This is a genomic window from Brevundimonas sp. NIBR11 (genome assembly GCF_027912535.1).
Taxonomy (GTDB): Bacteria; Pseudomonadota; Alphaproteobacteria; order Caulobacterales; family Caulobacteraceae; genus Brevundimonas.
Window position 1 is genome coordinate 1,454,052 of sequence record NZ_CP115465.1, and the last position, 17,808, is coordinate 1,471,859.

Here is a 17,808-nt window from a genome sequence, read left to right on the forward strand (position 1 = left end):
CGGGCTTGGATTAGCCCGGCCGCATGTCGGTTATGCGGTCGGTCCGGTACGCCGGACCGAAACCGATCAGGCGTTGGCGGCTTCTTCGGCGGCCGGCTCTTCCGAGGCGTTCTCTTCGCCCGAAGCGGCCAACATTTCCTCGCCGACAGCTTCGGCGCCCGCAGGGGCGGCGTCAGCGACGACCGGAGCCGAAGCTTCGGCCAGCATCGGCTCGACAGGGTTCTCGGAAGCGCCCAGGTCGATGCCCGAGTTGGAGGCGCCGGCGGCCAGACCGTCCAGGACGGCGTCGGCGATCAGGTCGCAATAGGTCTGGATGGCGCGGGCGGCGTCGTCGTTGCCCGGGACCGGATAGGTGATGCCGTCCGGGTCCGAATTGGTGTCCAGGATCGCGATGATCGGGATGTTCAGCTTGCGAGCTTCCTGGATCGCGATCGCTTCCTTGTTGGTGTCGATCACGAACATGATGTCCGGAATCGAACCCATGTCCTTGATGCCGCCCAGCGACAGCTCCAGCTTGTCGCGTTCGCGCTCCAGCGTCAGCAGCTCCTTCTTCACGCGGCCTTCACCGCCGCGCTCCAGCAGGCCTTCCAGCTCGCGCAGGCGGGCGATCGAGCCCGAAACGGTCTTCCAGTTGGTCAGCGTGCCGCCGAGCCAACGGTTGTTCATGTAGTACTGGGCGCAGCGCTTGGCGGCCTCGGCGACCGGCTCTGCGGCCTGGCGCTTGGTGCCGACGAACAGGACGCGACCGCCCTTGGCGGCGACTTCGCGCACGGCCACCAGAGCCTGGTGGAAGAGCGGCATCGTCTGCGACAGGTCGATGATGTGGATGTTCGAGCGCGCGCCGAAGATGTAGCGCTCCATCTTCGGGTTCCAGCGGTGCGTCTGGTGGCCGAAGTGGGCGCCTGCTTCGAGCAGGGTGCGCATGGAGAAGTCAGGCAGAGCCATCTTTGGAAGTCCTTTTTCCGATTATTCCGCCGCAGACGGTGAAAGGACCTGCTGGCCCCTCGGAACGGAGCGATCGGGATGTCTCCCCGATCACGCCACGCCTGCGTGTGAAGTGGGCGGGCATATAGTGGGGCCGGGCGCGAAACGCAAGCGAAGTCCTCGACATGCGAAAGGGCGGCCCTTGTCCGACCGCCCTCTTTGATCGCGGGATTGCTATCCGATCCTACATCGCATCGAGCAGGCGCTGGGCCTGGTCGCGGTGCATCGTGACCTTGGGGATGATCTCGGTGGCCAGCGCCGCCAGACTGGGCGTCTCGGCGTGGTCCTTGAACCCGTTCAGCAGGGTCAGGGCCTCGTTGTGCGCCGCGACCTGCTGGGTCAGCCATACGCGGTCGAAATCGGCCGGCGCGGCGGCGTTCAGGTTGTCGATCAGTCCTTTACGGCGTTCATCGAGCGCGGTCGGCAGGGGGGTGTCGGCTGCTTCCGTCGGCGCGATCGTCTTGAGCTTGGCGCTCGAGGCCGTGTGGTCGGTCTTGATCATCCCCGCCAACTCGTCGATCGCGGCTGTCGACGACTTCGTCATCGCGATCTCGGCGGCCTGCAGCTCATACATGTCCGAGGTCGCCAGGGCGGTGACGAATCCCCCGGCCGTATTGGCGCCGATCGTGGCGGCCGAGGTCTGTCCGACGGGGCCTGAAACGGCGTCCTGCGCCGCGTTCACTGTGGCGGCCGCATCCTCGGCGGGGTCTTCGGATCGGCTGCACGCACCCAGAAGGGCCAGGGTGGCGACGCCGGCAAGCAGCATACGAGTCATGGAACGATCTCCTCGGGAAGTTCGCCGCCTAAACCCTTGGGAACCCCGCCCGTTCCTAAGTTTGCTGCCCGACGCAACGCCTTCCGCCCTTAGTTGTGCGCCGCCAGGGCCAGCAGCGTCCTATCCATCGCCTCAACGGCCGATCCTGCCGTCGAGGGCCGATCGTTGGCGTAGATCGAGAACACGATCGTCCGTCCGCTGGCGGCCGTCAGGAAGCCCGCCATGGCGTTCACCCCGCTCAGCGTCCCGGTCTTGGCGAAGACCCTGCCCTCCAGCGGCGTGCCGATGAAGCGCCGCTGAAGAGCGCCGTCACGACCTGCCACCGGCAGCGTAGCCCGCCATGCCTCGCCCCAGGGCTGGCTTGCCGTCCAAAGCAGGAAGGTCGTCGTCGCGCGGGGGCTGACGCGGTTATAGGTCGATAGGCCAGAGCCGTCATGGAGGTCGAAGGCCGCCCGTGCGACGCCTGCCTCCGCCATCACGAGTTGCACCTGGGCCAATCCGTCGGCGAGTGACCCTGCGCCTTCCAGTCGCCCGAGACGGCGCAGCATCAGTTCGGCATGCAGGTTCTGGCTCACCTTGGTTGTGCGGATCAGACTGGCCAGAAGCGGTGGCCGCGTCAGCCGTGCGATCTCCGTCCCCTCGGCGACGACGGTCGGCGGCGCACCGATCCGGGCCGCTGGATCGTCGGTTAGGGTCAGCGGTCGATGCCGCGCCCGAACCTCGCCCTCCACCACGACGCCGCGCTGTTCCAACAGACGGCGAAGGCGGATCGCGGCCGCCAGCGCCGGATCGTCCAGCCCGACCCGCATCGCACTCGCCGCCCCGCTTCTTGGCATCCGCCCGTACAGGCGAACGCCCTGCCCGCCGGGCCGTCTCTCGATCCGCAGATCGGCCATTCCGTCATCGGCCGTGATCGCCTCGTTCGTCAATGGCAGGATATCGTCGTCCGTCCGCCAGCGAGCCTGCACCGGCGAGCCGACGCTCGCCCCGGGGACGACTTCCAGCACCACCACATTGTCATTGACGGTCAGTGCCGAGACGGCGGTTCCGTAGCCTTCCTGCAAGTCGTCCCAGGCCCACCCGGGGCCCCATCGCTCGTCGGGGAACAGTCGGTCGTCGCCCACGACATCGCCGACGCGCCTGACGGCCGCCGCCGTCGCATCGGCCAGCTCCGCCAGACAGGTCGAAACGCAGTTTGGCCCGTCGCCCAAGGACGGGTCGCCTGCGCCTATGAGAATCAGATCGGGCGCCCCGCCCCCGGCCGACGGCTCCAGCCGCACCGACGTCCCGTCGTCGGGGCCCGGCTGGTTCAGATCGTCCAGCAGGGCGAAGGCGGCGGCCGTGGTGAAAATCTTGGTGTTGGATGCCGGGCTGAACCGCCGGTCGGCGTCGACCTCCGCGACGATCTCTCCGTCGAGCGCCACCGCCAGCAAACCCCAGCGTGTCCCGATCAGGGTCGGATCGTCCAGCGCGGCCGTGACCGTGCCTTGCGAGGCGCACCCGCCCGCCACGAGCAGGAGCCACAGCGCCGCCAGACCGGCTCGAACGCAGCCCATCCCCGCGCCCCCCTGCCTAATTCTGATGCAGCCCGTCATACCGCGTGGTCGGCGTCACGCTGAAGGGCTCCACGTCCGTCAGACAGCGTACGTTGACCGCCACATTGGCCTTGCCGCCCGGCGTGACGCCTTCGCCATGCGTTTCCACCCCACAGGTCTTGCAGAAGAAGTGCCGAATCTTTCGCGTATTGAAGAGATATTCCTGGATCGCATCCTCGCCTTGGGTCAGACGAAAGGCCTCCGGCTCCACGAAGGTCAGCCAGAGCCCGGTCCGGAAACAGTGAGTGCAGTTGCACTCAATGACCGTCTCCAGATCGGTCTCGACCTCGAAGGCGACGGCCCCGCAGTGACAGGATCCGTGGTGGACGGCGGTCATGGGCGTCTCCGGCTCAGGCGTCTTCCAGCATCAACACGCCGGGCGCGGTCTTCAAGGCCCCTCTCAGCGCTCCGTCCAGTCGATAGCGGCCGGGCAGCCGCACCTCGACCTCGCGCCGGCCGTCCAGAGAGGCGATCAGGGTGATCTCACCGCCCTTGCCCTGCGCCTTCGCCCGCTCCAGCCGCGCCTGGAGAGCCGCCGCATCGGTCGATCGCGCCGAAACATGGACTCGCAGCCCGACCGACGCGTCGTCGACGATGGCGTCCAGTTTCGAGACCCCGTCGCCGAAGAACCGCACCTCCCCGTCCGAAGACTTGGCTCGAACCCTCACCATCAGATGGGCGCCGACCTCCAGCATCTCGCGTGACGCTCTCAGTTGCTCCGGCGGGAATAGGCATTCGAACTCTCCCGTCGGGTCCGAGAAGGTGACGAAGGCGAATTTCTCGCCCGACTTGGCGCTGGCCCGCTCCTGACGACGGCGCACGACGCCGGCCATCATGAAGGCGTCGTGGCCCTGTTCCGCCCGCTGCACGGCCTCTGCGACGAAGGTCACGCGCTTCCTTCGCAGCGCCCCTTCCATGTCCTCCAGAGGGTGGCCGGACAGGTAGAAGCCGACCGCCGACAGTTCCTGGTCCAGCCGTTCCGGTCCGATCCAGGGCTCCATGCTCTTCAGGCGCGGCCGCGAGGCCCCGGCCTGATCGGCGCCGAACAGGGAGACCTGCGACGAGTTCCGGTCCGCCGCCACGCTCTGGCAATAGGCCATCAGGACGTCGGCCTGTTCGAACAGTTGCCGCCGGTTCGGGTGGATGCTGTCGAAGGCGCCGGCCTTGGCCAGACCCTCAAGCGCCCGCTTGTTGACCGCGCGCGGATCGACCCGCTCCAGGAAGTCGAAGATGTCGGCGAACCGACCGCCCGTCTCGCGCACCTCGACGACGTGCTTCATCGCTTCCAAGCCCACATTGCGGATGGCCCCGAGCGCATAGAGGACCGCCCCCTTGCCGTCCTCCCAGCGCACGTCGAAGTCGGCGGAGCTCTCGTTCACGTCCGGGGCCCGAACCGGAATCCCGAACTTCCGGGCGTCCTGATAGAAGACCGCCAGCTTGTCGGTGTTCGACAGATCCAGCGACATCGAAGCGGCGAAGAACTCGACCGGATGGTTCGCCTTCAGCCAGCCGGTCTGGTAGGAAATCAGCGCATAGGCGGCGGCGTGCGACTTGTTGAAGCCGTAGCCCGCGAACTTGGCCACCAGTTCGAAGATGCCGTCCGACTGCTGCTCCGGCACGGACTTCTCCGAGGCGCCCTTGATGAAGCGCGCCTTCTGGATGTCCATCTCCTCCTTCTTCTTCTTGCCCATCGCGCGTCGAAGTAGGTCGGCCTCGCCCAGCGAATAGCCGGCCAGGATCTGGGCGATCTTCATCACCTGTTCCTGGTAGATGATGACCCCGTAGGTCTCGGTCAGGACCTCGGTCAGCGAGGGGTGCAGATAGTCCACCTCGGCCCGGCCGAATTTCCGGTCGATATAGGTGTCGATCATCTCCATCGGCCCGGGCCGATAGAGGGAGATCAGGGCGGTGATCTCCTCGATGGAGCCGCAGCGCATCTTGCGCAGGGTGTCGCGCATGCCCTGCGATTCCAGCTGGAACACCCCGACCGTCTGGCCGGACGCCATCAGTTCGTAGGTCGCCTTGTCGTCGAGCGGCAGAAGGTTGAAGTCCAGCGCCGCCCCGCGTCGCGACAAATAGCCGTGAGCTCGGTCCAGTACCGTCAGGGTCTTCAGGCCGAGGAAGTCGAACTTCACCAGCCCCGCCGGCTCGACCCATTTCATGTTGAACTGGGTCGCCGGGATATCCGACCGAGGATCCTGATACAGCGGCGTCAGCTCGACCAGGGGCCGGTCGCCGATGACGATGCCGGCGGCGTGGGTCGATGCGTTGCGATAGAGGCCTTCTAGCTCCAGCGCCGTGGCCAGCAGGTTCGCCACCGACTTCTCGGCGTCGCGCGCCTCTCTCAGGCGTGGCTCGATCTCGATGGCCTGGGCCAGCGTCGTCGGATTGGCCGGATTGTTCGGCACCATCTTGCAGAGCCGGTCGACCTGCCCCAGCGGCATCTGCAGCACCCGACCGACGTCGCGGAGCACGGCCCGCGCCTGCAGCGTGCCGAAGGTGATGATCTGAGCTACCCGGTCCTTGCCGTAGCGCTCCTGGACGTAGGTGATGACCTCCTCGCGCCGCTCCTGACAGAAGTCGATGTCGAAGTCGGGCATGGAGACCCGTTCGGGGTTCAGGAACCGCTCGAACAGCAAGCCGAACCGCAAGGGGTCCAGATCGGTGATGGTCAGGGCCCAGGCCACCAGCGAACCTGCGCCCGACCCCCGCCCCGGCCCCACCGGAATCGAATGGGTCTTCGCCCATTTGATGAAGTCCGACACGATGAGGAAATAGCCGGGGAAGCCCATCTGCTGGATGATCCCGACCTCCCACTCCAGACGCGCCCAGTAGTCTTCCTCGGGCGCGGCGGGCGTCACCTGTTTCAGCCGCGCCCTCAGACCCTCGCGGGCCTGGTGCATCAGTTCGTCAGGCTCGGAACGGCCGTCACCGGTGTCGAAGCGCGGCAGGATCGGCGGGTGGGTCTTGACCAGGAAGGCGCAGCGTTTGGCGATCTCGATGGTCGTGTCGCAGGCCTCGGGCAGGTCGGAGAACAGGGTCCGCATCTCGAGCGCGGACTTGAAGTAGTGCTGGTCGGTGATGCGGCGCCGATCTTCCTGGCCGGTGAAGGCGCCGTCGGCGATGCACAGCAGGGCGTCGTGCGACTTGGCCTGATCGCGCTTGGCGTAATACGCGTCGTTGGTCGCGGTCAGGGGGACGTCGTTCGCATACGCCCATTCGACCAGACCGCGCTCGGCCGCCGCCTCATCCGGCAGACCGTGGCGTTGCAGCTCGACATAGAAGCGGTCGCCGAACACCCCGGCCATGGCCGTCAGCGCCTCGGCGGCCTCACCGGGCTTGTTCTGGGCGAACAGCGGGTCGACCGGACCGTCCGGGCCGCCGGACAGCAGGATCAGCCCCTCGGACAGGTCCGCGACCCGGCTCCAGGCGACGTTGGGTTCCTCGTCCCCGGCCAGCAGATAGGCTTCGGACGACAGGGCGCAGAGGTTTCGCCAGCCGATCTCGCTCTGGCAGATCAGGACGACGGTCGGCGTCTTGGCCCAGCGCTCGCCCCGCCTGCCGCCGATACCCGTGATCGGCAGCGCACAGGCGATCAACGGCTGCACGCCGACGCTCTTGGAGGCCTCCGAGAACTCCAGCGCCCCGAACAGATTGACCCGGTCGGCCACGGCGACGGCCGGCATCCCCGCATCGGCGGCCAGCTTCCCGACCTTGCCCGCCTTGATCGCGCCTTCCAGCAGCGAATAGGCCGAGCGCACCCTCAGATGGACGAAACCGGTCTCTGCGGGCATGTCGGTGATGGCCTGATCCTCGATCTCAGGCCGGAGGCGACTCATCTCGCCAGCAGGGCGACCTGCCACACCATCCAGACAAAGCCGCCGCACGATGCAAGCGACAGCGTTTCGCGGAAGACCTTGGACATGCGCTTATCCCCAGATGGATCGTTCTGGGTATGTTCTAAGTTGCGGCTTTGTTCTCGTCAACAGTCAGGCTGTTGAGAACGCAATCTACCCCCGCGACCGCTCTACCGTATCCACGTTCGGATTGGCCCGGAGCGCCGCCATGATGCTGGTCGCGTGCTTGGCGTCCGAGACCTCGACGTCCAGGTCCACGTCGAAGAAGTCCGATTGCCGGTGGGCCATTTTCAGGTTCAGGATGTTGCCGCCGGCCTCGCCGATTACCGTGGCGACCTGGCCCAGCACCCCCGGAGCGTTCTGGATGGTGGCGCGCAGGCGGGCGACGCCGACGGCGCCCTGCTCCGCCTCCGGCCGCCACTGCAGGTCCTGCCAGACGCTGTCGTCGTCGGCGAACTCGGCCAGCCTCTGGCAGTCGATGACGTGGACCGTGAGACCCTTTTCTGGCTCCATGATGCCGACGATACGGTCGCCGGGCACCGGAGTGCAGCAGGCGCCGAAATGGATGCTGACGCCGGGCGTCAATCCGCTGCCGCGCACGAACAGCCGCGCCTGGGCGTCGCCGATCTTCTTGCGGTCCGTCGAGGCGGTCAGGGTGCCCTTAAGCGACGGGAACAGGGTCTCGACCACCTTGTTGGCCTGGATGCGCCCGCGCCCGATGGCGTCGAACAGGTCTTCCTCGTTCGGCACGGCCAGGGTCTCCAACGTCGAAGTCAGCTTGACGTCCGCCAGCGCCTTGCCCGCCCGCGACAGAGCCTGTTCCAGCGTCGTCCGGCCCAGTTTCTGGAACTCGTCCCGCTCGGAGGAGCGGATGTGGCGCCGGATCGCCGAGCGCGCCCGACCGGTGACCGTCAGGCTGCGCCAGTCCGCCGGGGCCTCTCGCTTCTTGCCGCGAATGATCTCCACCACGTCGCCGTTCTGCAGCGCCGTGCGCATCGGCTTCAGCTCGCCGTTGATCTTGACGCCAACGGCCGTGTCCCCGACCTCAGTGTGGACCGCATAGGCGAAGTCCAGCGCCATGCCGCCGCGCGGCAGGGTGATGAGCGCCCCCTTGGGCGTGAAGACGAAGACCTGATCCAGGTACATCTCGAGTTTGGCGTGCTCGACCCAGTCCTCGCCTCCCTCCCCGTGCTCGATCACCTGCACGAGGTGGCGCAGGTTCAGCAGCGGATCGCGCCCGCCGTCCTTGGCCATCGCCTCGCGGTCGAGACCATAAGAGTGGTTCTTGTAGGCCCAATGCGCCGCGACCCCATCCTCGGCGATCCGGTCCATGACCTCGGTCCGGATCTGCATTTCCAGACGCAAGCCCCCGGAGCCCACGACCGTCGTGTGCAGCGAGCGATAGTTGTTCGACTTGGGCGTCGAGATGTAATCCTTGAACCGCTCCGGCACCATCGGCCAGGTCCGGTGGATGACGCCCAGCGCGCGGTAACAGTCGTCCTCGGCCTCGACCAGGACGCGGAAACCGTAAATGTCCGACAGGGACGAGAAGCCCACCGACTTCCGCTGCAGCTTCCGCCAGATGGAATAGGGCGTCTTCTGGCGGCCATAGACGCGGGCTGGAATTCCGGCCTCCGACAGCACCTGTTCCACCTCGGCGGAAACGACGTCGGTCGCCTGACCGTGTTCCAGCTTAAGCGCCTCTAGCCGCCGCTCGATCGCGGTCCGGGCCGTGGGGTTCAGGTGCTCGAACGCCAGCTCTTCCAGCTCGGAGGCGATGGAGTGGATGCCGATCGACCGGCCCAGCGGCGCATAGACTTCCAGCGTTTCGCGGCTGATCCGCTCGCGCTTCTCCGGCTTGACGAATTTCAGTGTCCGCATGTTGTGCAGACGGTCCGCCAGCTTGACCAGCAACACCCGCACGTCGCGGCTGATGGCCAGGATGAACTTCCGCAGGTTCTCGGCCTGGCGCGTGTGCTCGGCCTGAAGCTCGAGGCGCGACAGCTTGGTCACCCCCTCGACCAGCACCGCGACCTCCTCGCCGAACATGCGGGCGATATCGTCGCGCGTCGCCGAGGTGTCCTCGACCACGTCGTGTAGCAAGGCGGTGACGATGGTGGCGGTGTCGAGCTTGTAGTCGGTCAGAATGCCCGCGACCTGGATCGGGTGGGCGAAATAGGGATCGCCCGAGGCCCGCAGCTGCGAGCCGTGCATCTTCATCGCATAGACATAGGCCTTGTTGAGCATGGCCTCGTCGGCGACGGGGTCATAGGCCTTGACCGCCTCGATCAGCTCGAACTGACGCAGGACCGGAATGCGTTTCGCCGCCGGCTGCGGTCCTGGCGAAGCAGGCGCGGCCGACGGCGAAGCGATGTCATTGGCGATGTCGTTCGCCGGCGGGGTCGTACCGGCCCGCGCCGGGAGGATGGTGATACCGTTGGCGGGTTCCGCCGTCAGTAGCGTTCCTCCTGGCCGCCGTCGCGGTCGCTTTGCAGCGCGCGGATCAGTTCGGCCTCGGCCATGTTCATGTGCTGCGGCTCGGCCAGCAGGGCGACGACTTCGGCTTCGTCCTCGGCTTCGGTGCGCTCGTCGACGCGCTGCAGGGCGACCACGACGGTCTCCAGCAGGTCGTCGGGAACGACAGTATCTTCAGCGATTTCACGCAGGGCGACGACCGGGTTCTTGTCGTTGTCGCGATCGAGCGTCAGGGCGGCGCCGTTGGCGATCGCGCGGGCGCGGTTGCCGGCCAGCAGGACCAGACCAAACCGGTTCGGCACCTTCTCGATGCAGTCTTCGACAGTGACGCGAGCCATGAGAATCCTTCGGGGTCGGCGGGAGAACCGCGCCAAATACAGGTATGCGCCTATTTGTGCAACGCCGCACGTCTAGACAAGGAGGGCGGCGGTTTTGGGGCGCCGACCGCCTCAGGGAACCCGCTGCGCCGTCGGATAGGCGATGATCAGAACCAGATCCTCGTCCCCGACTTGGGTGATGCCGACATTGTTGCCGTCGTACAGATAAGCGGTGTCGCCCGCCGTCATCCGCGTCGTGACCCCGTCCGAGATCACATCGCCCTCACCGCTGACGACATAATAGACTTCGTCGTGGGCGATGAGGTGCAGGCCGATCGACGATCCCGGATGCATGACCCGCTTCCTGAACTCCATCGCCCGGTTCGGGGCCACGTCGGAGATGCGATAGGCGGTGCTCATCCCGGTACCGTTGTGCGGCGGGACCTGCTCGACCCGCGTGTCCGCCTCGTGAATCACCACGCCAACCCCGGCCGGCGGCGAAGCCGGCGCGGCCTGCAGTCCAACGGCCACCATCAAGGCGATCAGCATGAAATGTCTCCCGGTGTCATTTCCCGGATCAGCCCATGCCGAGGCCCTCAGCGCAAGGGATGGGCGTCGCGTCCGACGGTCGCAGAGCCGGCCATCGCGGAGGCCGCACGGCCGCTCTCCGGGTGTCGCCACTCCGGCGCGATCTCCGCGATCGGCCCCATGACGAACAGCCGATCCGCCGCGCGCGGATGCGGCAGGATCAGCCCCTCGCAATCTCCCTGCTCACGTCCGTATGCGATCAGGTCCAGATCCAGCGTCCGGGGCGCGTTCGGGACCGAGCGTCGGCGCCCGAATATGTCCTCGATCCGGCCCAGGATCGCCATGAGGGCGTGAGGGTCGTGTGCCGTCCGCACGATCACCACCCCGTTCAAGAATGGCGGATCGCTGGGGTCGGGCCAGGCCTGTGACGCCCACCACGACGACCGCGCCAGAATATCGACCCCCTCGCGCCGGAACCGCGCCAGCGCCGCCTCCAGCGCCTCGCGACAGGACGACCACGCCCCCTTGTCATTGCAGCCCAGCGCGACGATGACAGCTCCATCCAGGTCCAGATTCTCGTCGATATTGACGCTGACCGCCTCAGGGCCCGGGACTATTTCAGACGAGGTGATTTCCATGAGACTCTATCCGAGCGAGCGTCTGGCCCTGTTCATCGACGGGGCCAACCTGTATTCGGCGACCAAGGCCCTGAACGCGGACATCGACTTCAAGAAGATGATCGACGCGCTACGGGAGAAAGCCGTCCTGGTTCGCGCCCACTATTACACGGCGGTGACCGAGGGCGAAGAGTTCTCTCCGATCCGGCCCCTGATCGACTTCCTCGGCTACAACGGCTTCACCCTCGTGACCAAGCCGGTCAAGCGGTTCACCGACGCGCAAGGGCACACCCGCACCAAGGGGAACATGGACATAGAGATCGCGGTGGACATGCTGGAGCTGGCGCCGAACATCGACCACGCCATTCTGTTCTCCGGCGACGGCGACTTCCGCCGGCTGGTCCAGGCGGTCCAGGCGAAGGGCGTGCGTGTCACCGTCGTCTCGACCCTGAAAAGCCAGCCGCCGATGATCGCCGACGACCTGCGCCGTCAGGCCGACGACTTCGTCGAACTGGCCGACCTGCTCCAGAACTACGGCCGCGCCCGCTCGCAACAGGCTCAGCCCTCCGTCCGGACCTTCGATTAGGCGACTGTTGTTCGCCAGACACAGCGAATCGGCGAGTCCGCTTGACGCTCCATCCGCCCGGAACGGTGCGGCGTAGCTTCCGTTCTGGGGGTCAGAGGGATCTGATCAATGCCTGCCGAGACCAAGAAAAACCGACTGTTCACGACCGGCGAACTGCAAGTTGCCGGTCTCGCCATCCTGACGGCGGTCGTCCTGACCCTCTCGGTTCAGGTGGTCGAGGCCTCGGTGCGCCCCTCGCTGGGGCTTTACGACGCCGATCCGGCGGCGGTCGCCCCTATTCCGGACGTCATCGACGCCCGACCGGTCGTCTGACCGGGGTCAGCCCTTGTCCCGCATGAGGCGGGCCTTGTCCCGCGCCCAGTCGCGTTCGGCCGCGGTCTCGCGTTTGTCGTGCAGCTTCTTGCCCTTGGCGAGCGCGATCTCGAGCTTCGCCTTGCCGTCGTCGTTCAGATAGAGCCGCAGCGGGATGATCGTCTGACCGTCCTTCTGCACCGCCCCGATCAGCCGATCGATCTGCTTTCTGTGCAGCAGGAGCTTCCGCGGCCGCCGCGGCTCGTGATTGAACCGGTTGGCCTGCGCGTAAGGCGGGATATCGGCGTTGATCAGCACGATCTCGCGCCCCTCCACCGCCGCATAGCTCTCTGCGATATTAGCCCGTCCCATGCGCAGGGCCTTGATCTCAGTCCCGAGCAGCATGATCCCGGCCTCGACGTTGTCCTCGAGGAAATAGTCGAACCGCGCCCGCCGGTTCTCGGCGATGGTCTTGGCCTTGGTGATGGGGGCGGACTTGGCCGCCGCGGCCTTTTCCTTCGAGGTCGCCATCTACAGACCCGCCGCCGCCATCGCCGCGTCGATCGCGGGCTTGGCCTCCTCGCAGGTCGGGACCAGCGGCAGACGCATCTCCTCGGTGCACAGGCCCAGCTTCGCCAGAGCGTATTTCGCCGGAGCCGGCGAGGCGTCGAGGAACAGCGCCTTGTGCAGGCCGATCAGACGGTCCTGCCACGACCTTGCCGTCGCGAAGTCACCGGCGGCGACCGCGTTGTAAAGGGCGACCATGGCTTCCGGCGCGACGTTCGCCGTCACAGAGATCAGCCCCACCCCGCCGTGCGCCGCGTAGCCGAGGAAGCTGTGATCGTCGCCGGAGATCAGGTCAAACTGACCGCCTTGCGAGACGACGTTCGAATGCATCCAGCTCGCCCGGCCCATGTCGCCCGTGGCGTCCTTCAGGCCGACGATGTTCGGGTGCTTCGCCAGTCGCGCGACGCTCTCGTTCGACAGATCCACCCCGGTCCGCCCGGGGACGTTGTAGAGGATTTGTGGAATCTGGACCGCATCGGCCACCCCCTCGAAATGGGCGATCAGACCCGCCTGCGAAGGCCGGTTGTAATAGGGCGTCACGACCAGCGCCCCGTCGGCGCCGCAGGTTTTGCCGTGGGCGGCCAGATGGATCGACTCATAGGTTGCGGGCGATCCGGCTCCGGCGATCACCCTGATGCGACCGGCCGCGACACGAACGCACAGGGCGGTGACCCGCTCGTGCTCTTCGATGGTCAGCCCGCCGCCCTCTCCGGTCGTGCCCACGGCGACCACGCCGTGAACGCCTGCGGCGATCTGGCGCTCAACCAGACGCTCCAGCGCGGCTTCGTCCACGTTTCCGTCACGAAGAGGTGTGATCAGGGCGGTGATCACGCCCTTGAACAAGGGGGCGGTCATTGAAACAAGAATACCTTGCGTGGGGAGTGGGCGACGGTCGTCCGAGACGAGACGCGAGAGGGTAGGTTGCCGGGCTCGAACCCGCAACCGGGTTGAATGGGGATAGGACACTTCATGATCGCGACCAGCCTCGCGGCCGCATTGGCCGTCCTCGCCCCGATTCCCCAGACCGCCTATCTGAACAGCCAGCCTAGCCCCTACGTCACGGGCCAGACGGCCCAGGCCGGCTATCAGGCGCGCGTCCTCAACGACGCCGACACCGCCAACTTCCGCGCCGGCCTCGCCGCCGCCCGCGCTCGCGACGTCATCGGGACCCAGGCCGCCATCTCGCGCATTGGCGACCCGACGGCCAGGAAGCTGGTCGAGTGGGCCCTGGTTGATACCTCCGCCCCGCAGTTGTCCTACACCGAACTGTCCAACGACGTTCAGTCTCTGCGCGCCTGGCCTCGCGCCGAGGCGCGCATCGCCGCCGGGGAACAGGCGCTGGAACGCGCCGGCATGAGCGCCGACGCCGTCCTCGGCTTCTTCGGCTCGAACCGCCCGACCACGGTCCAGGGCGCCATGGCGCTGGCCGATGCGCTGGACCAGCGCGGTCGCTCCGAAGAGGCCCGCCTCCTGATCCAGGAGTGGTGGCAGACCCAGTCCTTCGACGAAGCCAGCCAGAGCCGCATCCTCAGCCGCTGGGGCTCCAGCCTCACCCAGCGCGACCATGACGTCCGCCTCGGCATGTTGCTGTCGGGCCCGCACGGCCCCGCCACCCGCGCCATGCTCAGTCTGGTCTCGGCAGAGCGCCGCGCCACCGCCGAAGCCGTCATGACGCTCCGCGGCGCCTATGCGGCCGACAGCGTCGTGGGCAATCTTTCGCCTGCCCAGGCGCGCGATCCCAACGTGGTCCTGGAACGCGTCCGCATCCTGCGCGCGGCCAATCGGCAGTCGGAAGGATTCGCCCTTCTTTCCGCCCTACCCGCTGCGCCCCTCCACTCGGACGGCCAGAACACCCTATGGAACGAGCGCCGCAACTACTTCCTCGACGCCCTGGAACGCCGCGAGTGGCGCGCCGCCTACGACTCGATGGCCGGCCACGGCTTCCCCTCGGGCGACCGAAAGGTGGACGCCGAGTTCTTCGCCGGTTGGGTCGCCCTGACCAAGCTCGGCGATCCCGCTCGCGCCGCCGGTCACTTCGAGACCCTGCGTCAGACCTCGTCCACACCGATCACCCAGGGCCGCGCCCTCTACTGGCTGGGGCGCGCCGCCGAGGCCCAACGCGATCAGGCTCGCGCCCAGACCTACTACCGCGAGGGCGCACGGCACATTCAGACCTTTTATGGGCAGCTCGCCGCCGAGAAGGCCGGCTACACCACCCTGACCCTGCCCGCCGAACCGGTCCCTACGCAGAGCGACATCGCCGCCTTCGAGGCCAATGAGGTCGTGCGCGCCGCCCGCATCCTCGGCGAGACCGGCGAGATGTCCCTCTACCGCGTCTTCGCCTATCACCTCGACGACACTCTGCCGGGCATCGACGACCTGGCCCTGTTGATGGACATGACGCGCGGGTACGGCGACGGGTTCGGGGCCATGATGGTCGGTCGCGCCGCCAGCCAGCGCGGCTTCCTGCTGCCTGAACGTCAGTACCCCATCCGTATCCCGCCTGAGGTCCCCGGCGCGGCTCCCCTGCCCTTCACCCTGGCCATCACGCGTCAGGAATCGAGCTTCGATCCTCGCGCCCGTTCCGGCGCAGACGCGCGCGGCATGATGCAGTTCCTGCCCTCGACCGCCTCGGGCGTCGCCCGTCGCCTGGGGATGCCCTATTCGGCCGAGCGCCTGTGGGACCCGGACTACAACATGACGCTGGGCAGCTATCACCTCGGCGAGTTGATGAGCCAGTTCAGGGGATCGATGCTGCTGACGACCGTCGGTTACAACGCCGGCCCCGCCCGGCCTCCGCAATGGGTGGCGCGTTGCGGCGATCCGCGCGGCGGCCTGGCGGCTGGCGGCGTCGATCCGGTCGACTTCATCGAGTGCGCCCCCTTCACGGAGACGCGCAACTACATGATGCGGGTCATGGAGAACATGGCGGTCTATAAGGCCCGTCTGAACGGCGGCTCGGCTCCCCTGAGCACCTCGGCTGACATTGCGCGCGGCTCCGGCGGACCACAGCCTTATCAGCCTTGATTGAAAGCCTGGATCAGGGCTTCAGCAGTCCGGTAAACAGGGCGTCCAACATGGTGCGGGTCAGCAGGGTCCGATCCACCCAGTCGAAATAGGGCTTGGTGATCATCAGGGAGACGATCCCGTGCGACCCGGCCCACAGGGCCTGGGCCGTCGCCCGCGCGTCGCCCCGCAGGTGCCCCTCGGTCCCGGCCTGCTCGACAATCGCCTCGAACGCCCGGAAGAGGTCGCCGCCCAGCATCTGGGCCGCGCTCTGGGCGCCGTCGCGCGCCTCCACGGGCCGGGTCAGATAGGTCAGGCGGTAGGCGTTGGGGTTCTCGAAGCCGAAATCGACATAGGCCTCCATCAGCCTGCGCAGAACGACTGCCGGCGACCCGCCCTCGGCGATCACCGCCGCGTTCGCGGCCTGCAGCCGTGCAAAAGCCAGCCGGCATATCTCATGCAGGATCTCGCTCTTCTCGGAGAAGTGCATGTAGAGGGCGGTCGACGACAACCCGACCTCGTCGGCGATCCGGCGGATCGTCGCGCCCTCGTAGCCGACCTCGACGAAAATCCGTTCGGCCGCAGCCAGTATCTCCGCGCGGCGTGCATGACCCTCGCCTTTCGGCTTGCGGCCTGAGCGGGACGATACGGGTGGGGATACGACGGATTCAGCCGACACGCTGAGCTCCCTGAAGCGAACCGCCCCTGCATAGCCGCAATGCCGCGACGACGCCAACGGCTTGCCGGATGAACAACCTCAGGATAGGCCGATAACCATGAAGGGCACGGGGAGCACGTCGGACGTCCCGGCGCGGGGGTACCCCCATCGCGCCAACCTGCGCTCGCTCAGCCTGGGTCAGGCCGGCGTGCTGATCCTGTGCACCGGCGGTGTCGCCCTGGGGCTCGCCACCCATGCACGGGTCACGGGCGTCATCCTCCTCATCGTGGTCCAGTTGATCTTCGTACTCGCGGCATCGTGGCGGGTGGTGTTGATCCTCGCCAGCCGCCGCGTCGATCCCGATCCTCCCCCCGCGCCGGACCTGCCCCGCTACACCATCCTGGTCGCCCTTCTCGACGAGGCCGAGGTGCTGCCGCAACTGGTCGATCGCCTCGCCGCCACCGACTATCCGCGTGACCGGCTTCAAGGCCTGCTCCTGCTCGAAGCCCACGACCACGCGACCCAGGCGGCCGCCTCGGCCTGCATCCTACCGCCCTGGCTGCGCGTCATGATCGTCCCGCCGGGCGGTCCACGCACCAAGCCGGCGGCGTTGAACGCGGGGCTCGCGGCGGCGACCGGCGACTTCCTGACCGTCTACGATGCGGAGGATGACCCCGATCCAGGCCAGCTGCGCGAGGCCGCCGCCCGCTTCGCAGCCGACCCGTTCGGCAGTCTCGCGACGCTCCAGGCTCCTTTGCGCATCAGACCGGCGAGCCAGTCCGAGAGCCCCTTCCTGGATCGGCAGTTCGCCGTCGAATACGCCGCCCTGTTCGAGGTGACCTTGCCCGCCATGGCTCGCCTCGGCCTGCCCTTCCCCCTCGGCGGCACCAGCAACCATTTCAGCGTCGCGGTCCTCAGGGAGATCGGCGGCTGGGACGCGCACAACGTCACAGAGGACGCCGATCTGGGGTTCCGCCTCTGGCGCTGCGGCTATCGGCTCGGGACGCTCCGGCTCCCCACCTACGAAACCCCGCCCGGTGAGATCACGGACTGGCTCCCCCAGCGTACGCGTTGGCTCAAGGGATTCATGCAGACTTGGGGGGTCCACACCCGCACGCTCGCGGGGCTCGGCTGGCGCGGCGTCCTGGCCTTGATCATGACCCTGGGCATGAGCCTCGCCGCGGCCAGCGCCCATGCCGGGTCTCTGGCCTGGGTCATCGCCACGGTCAGCCTGTCGATCGCTGCGGGCCTGCCCCCGGAAGCGCCCCGGTTCGCGCTGTCGGTTCTCGTCGTCGGTCTGGCCGCCGCCTGGCTCAACGGCCTCGTCGGCGCCCGACGCGCGGGGGCGCCCTACACGGCGACAGACATGATCACCGCCCCGGCCTATTGGTCTCTTCTGACCCTGGCCTTCTTCCATGCCGCCTGGCGCGTGGCGGCCGACCCCTTCACCTGGGACAAGACCCCGCACCGCCGCGACCCTGCGGTCGAGATCGCCGCCCTCGCCGAGGTCGACGCTGGACGCGAGGCGGCCTGAGGTCGTAAGGCCGTCACG

General features: G+C 67.3%; 15 protein-coding genes and 1 pseudogene. 4 read left to right on the top strand and 12 right to left on the bottom strand.

The genetic code is table 11. The features are described from left to right. Positions 1-66 precede the first annotated feature (66 nt). The 9 genes and pseudogenes from rpsB to folK all read right to left on the bottom strand — a co-directional run bounded on the left by rpsB (position 67) and on the right by folK (position 11,169). On the bottom strand, positions 67-945 hold the full coding sequence (rpsB, locus tag O5O43_RS07220; RefSeq protein WP_271086225.1) for a 30S ribosomal protein S2: 879 nt from the start codon (positions 943-945) through the stop codon (positions 67-69). Positions 946-1,168: 223 nt separating this feature from the next. Continuing rightward, complete coding sequence (locus O5O43_RS07225; protein ID WP_271086226.1) at positions 1,169-1,759, bottom strand: DUF4142 domain-containing protein; 591 nt, start codon at positions 1,757-1,759, stop codon at positions 1,169-1,171. Between the two features lie 89 nt (positions 1,760-1,848). Beyond that, positions 1,849-3,315, bottom strand: coding sequence for a D-alanyl-D-alanine carboxypeptidase/D-alanyl-D-alanine-endopeptidase (gene dacB / locus O5O43_RS07230; RefSeq protein WP_271086227.1), 1,467 nt, complete (start codon positions 3,313-3,315; stop codon positions 1,849-1,851). Positions 3,316-3,331: 16 nt separating this feature from the next. Further along, on the bottom strand, positions 3,332-3,691 hold the full coding sequence (locus O5O43_RS07235) for a GFA family protein (RefSeq protein ID WP_271086228.1): 360 nt from the start codon (positions 3,689-3,691) through the stop codon (positions 3,332-3,334). 13 nt (positions 3,692-3,704) lie between these two features. Next, on the bottom strand, positions 3,705-7,157 hold the full coding sequence (gene dnaE / locus O5O43_RS07240) for a DNA polymerase III subunit alpha (protein ID WP_271086405.1): 3,453 nt from the start codon (positions 7,155-7,157) through the stop codon (positions 3,705-3,707). Between the two features lie 207 nt (positions 7,158-7,364). Further along, positions 7,365-9,458 (bottom strand): bifunctional (p)ppGpp synthetase/guanosine-3',5'-bis(diphosphate) 3'-pyrophosphohydrolase, encoded by a 2,094-nt coding sequence (locus O5O43_RS07245; protein WP_271086229.1) that lies wholly within the window; start codon positions 9,456-9,458, stop codon positions 7,365-7,367. Between the two features lie 401 nt (positions 9,459-9,859). Beyond that, positions 9,860-10,024: pseudogene (rpoZ, locus tag O5O43_RS15975) on the bottom strand (DNA-directed RNA polymerase subunit omega); the annotation flags it as partial. 111 nt (positions 10,025-10,135) lie between these two features. Continuing rightward, entirely contained in the window at positions 10,136-10,552 is a 417-nt protein-coding gene (locus O5O43_RS07255; RefSeq protein ID WP_271086231.1) for a cupin domain-containing protein, read from the bottom strand. A gap of 47 nt (positions 10,553-10,599) precedes the next feature. Continuing rightward, positions 10,600-11,169, bottom strand: a complete 570-nt coding sequence (gene folK, locus O5O43_RS07260; RefSeq protein WP_271086232.1) for a 2-amino-4-hydroxy-6-hydroxymethyldihydropteridine diphosphokinase — start codon at positions 11,167-11,169, stop codon at positions 10,600-10,602. On the opposite strand from folK, the gene O5O43_RS07265 reads away from it, so the two are divergent. Together O5O43_RS07265 and O5O43_RS07270 are read left to right on the top strand one after the other, a co-directional pair. Next, the gene (locus tag O5O43_RS07265) at positions 11,168-11,734 is read left to right on the top strand and encodes an NYN domain-containing protein (protein WP_271086233.1); all 567 of its coding nucleotides are present in this window, start codon (positions 11,168-11,170) and stop codon (positions 11,732-11,734) included. The genes folK and O5O43_RS07265 overlap by 2 nt on opposite strands. 108 nt (positions 11,735-11,842) lie before the next feature. Beyond that, on the top strand, positions 11,843-12,046 hold the full coding sequence (locus tag O5O43_RS07270; protein ID WP_271086234.1) for a hypothetical protein: 204 nt from the start codon (positions 11,843-11,845) through the stop codon (positions 12,044-12,046). Between the two features lie 6 nt (positions 12,047-12,052). Here O5O43_RS07270 and smpB read toward each other — a convergent pair whose 3' ends face one another. Together smpB and dapA are read right to left on the bottom strand one after the other, a co-directional pair. Then, positions 12,053-12,556, bottom strand: a complete 504-nt coding sequence (gene smpB / locus O5O43_RS07275) for an SsrA-binding protein SmpB (RefSeq protein WP_271086235.1) — start codon at positions 12,554-12,556, stop codon at positions 12,053-12,055. Continuing rightward, positions 12,557-13,447 (bottom strand): 4-hydroxy-tetrahydrodipicolinate synthase, encoded by an 891-nt coding sequence (gene dapA / locus O5O43_RS07280; RefSeq protein ID WP_271086236.1) that lies wholly within the window; start codon positions 13,445-13,447, stop codon positions 12,557-12,559. A 114-nt stretch (positions 13,448-13,561) separates the two neighbouring features. Here dapA and O5O43_RS07285 point away from each other — a divergent pair, with 114 nt between their 5' ends. Then, complete coding sequence (locus tag O5O43_RS07285) at positions 13,562-15,619, top strand: lytic transglycosylase domain-containing protein (RefSeq protein WP_271086237.1); 2,058 nt, start codon at positions 13,562-13,564, stop codon at positions 15,617-15,619. Positions 15,620-15,632: 13 nt separating this feature from the next. Here O5O43_RS07285 and O5O43_RS07290 read toward each other — a convergent pair whose 3' ends face one another. Continuing rightward, positions 15,633-16,277, bottom strand: coding sequence for a TetR/AcrR family transcriptional regulator (locus O5O43_RS07290; RefSeq protein WP_271086238.1), 645 nt, complete (start codon positions 16,275-16,277; stop codon positions 15,633-15,635). A 97-nt stretch (positions 16,278-16,374) separates the two neighbouring features. Between O5O43_RS07290 and O5O43_RS07295 the strand changes: the two genes are divergently transcribed. Beyond that, complete coding sequence (locus O5O43_RS07295) at positions 16,375-17,790, top strand: glycosyltransferase family 2 protein (protein ID WP_271086239.1); 1,416 nt, start codon at positions 16,375-16,377, stop codon at positions 17,788-17,790. Positions 17,791-17,808: the final 18 nt, after the last annotated feature.

Bases quoted from the DNA above. Each gene is read 5' to 3' on its own strand.
- rpsB (WP_271086225.1), bottom strand. From the start codon at position 945: ATGGCTCTGCCTGACTTCTCCATGCGCACCCTGCTCGAAGCAGGCGCC.
- O5O43_RS07225 (WP_271086226.1), bottom strand. From the start codon at position 1,759: ATGACTCGTATGCTGCTTGCCGGCGTCGCCACCCTGGCCCTTCTGGGT.
- dacB (WP_271086227.1), bottom strand. From the start codon at position 3,315: ATGGGCTGCGTTCGAGCCGGTCTGGCGGCGCTGTGGCTCCTGCTCGTG.
- O5O43_RS07235 (WP_271086228.1), bottom strand. From the start codon at position 3,691: ATGACCGCCGTCCACCACGGATCCTGTCACTGCGGGGCCGTCGCCTTC.
- O5O43_RS07245 (WP_271086229.1), bottom strand. From the start codon at position 9,458: ATGCTCAACAAGGCCTATGTCTATGCGATGAAGATGCACGGCTCGCAG.
- O5O43_RS07255 (WP_271086231.1), bottom strand. From the start codon at position 10,552: ATGCTGATCGCCTTGATGGTGGCCGTTGGACTGCAGGCCGCGCCGGCT.
- O5O43_RS07265 (WP_271086233.1), top strand. From the start codon at position 11,168: ATGAGACTCTATCCGAGCGAGCGTCTGGCCCTGTTCATCGACGGGGCC.
- folK (WP_271086232.1), bottom strand. From the start codon at position 11,169: ATGGAAATCACCTCGTCTGAAATAGTCCCGGGCCCTGAGGCGGTCAGC.
- O5O43_RS07270 (WP_271086234.1), top strand. From the start codon at position 11,843: ATGCCTGCCGAGACCAAGAAAAACCGACTGTTCACGACCGGCGAACTG.
- smpB (WP_271086235.1), bottom strand. From the start codon at position 12,556: ATGGCGACCTCGAAGGAAAAGGCCGCGGCGGCCAAGTCCGCCCCCATC.
- dapA (WP_271086236.1), bottom strand. From the start codon at position 13,447: ATGACCGCCCCCTTGTTCAAGGGCGTGATCACCGCCCTGATCACACCT.
- O5O43_RS07285 (WP_271086237.1), top strand. From the start codon at position 13,562: ATGATCGCGACCAGCCTCGCGGCCGCATTGGCCGTCCTCGCCCCGATT.
- O5O43_RS07295 (WP_271086239.1), top strand. From the start codon at position 16,375: ATGAAGGGCACGGGGAGCACGTCGGACGTCCCGGCGCGGGGGTACCCC.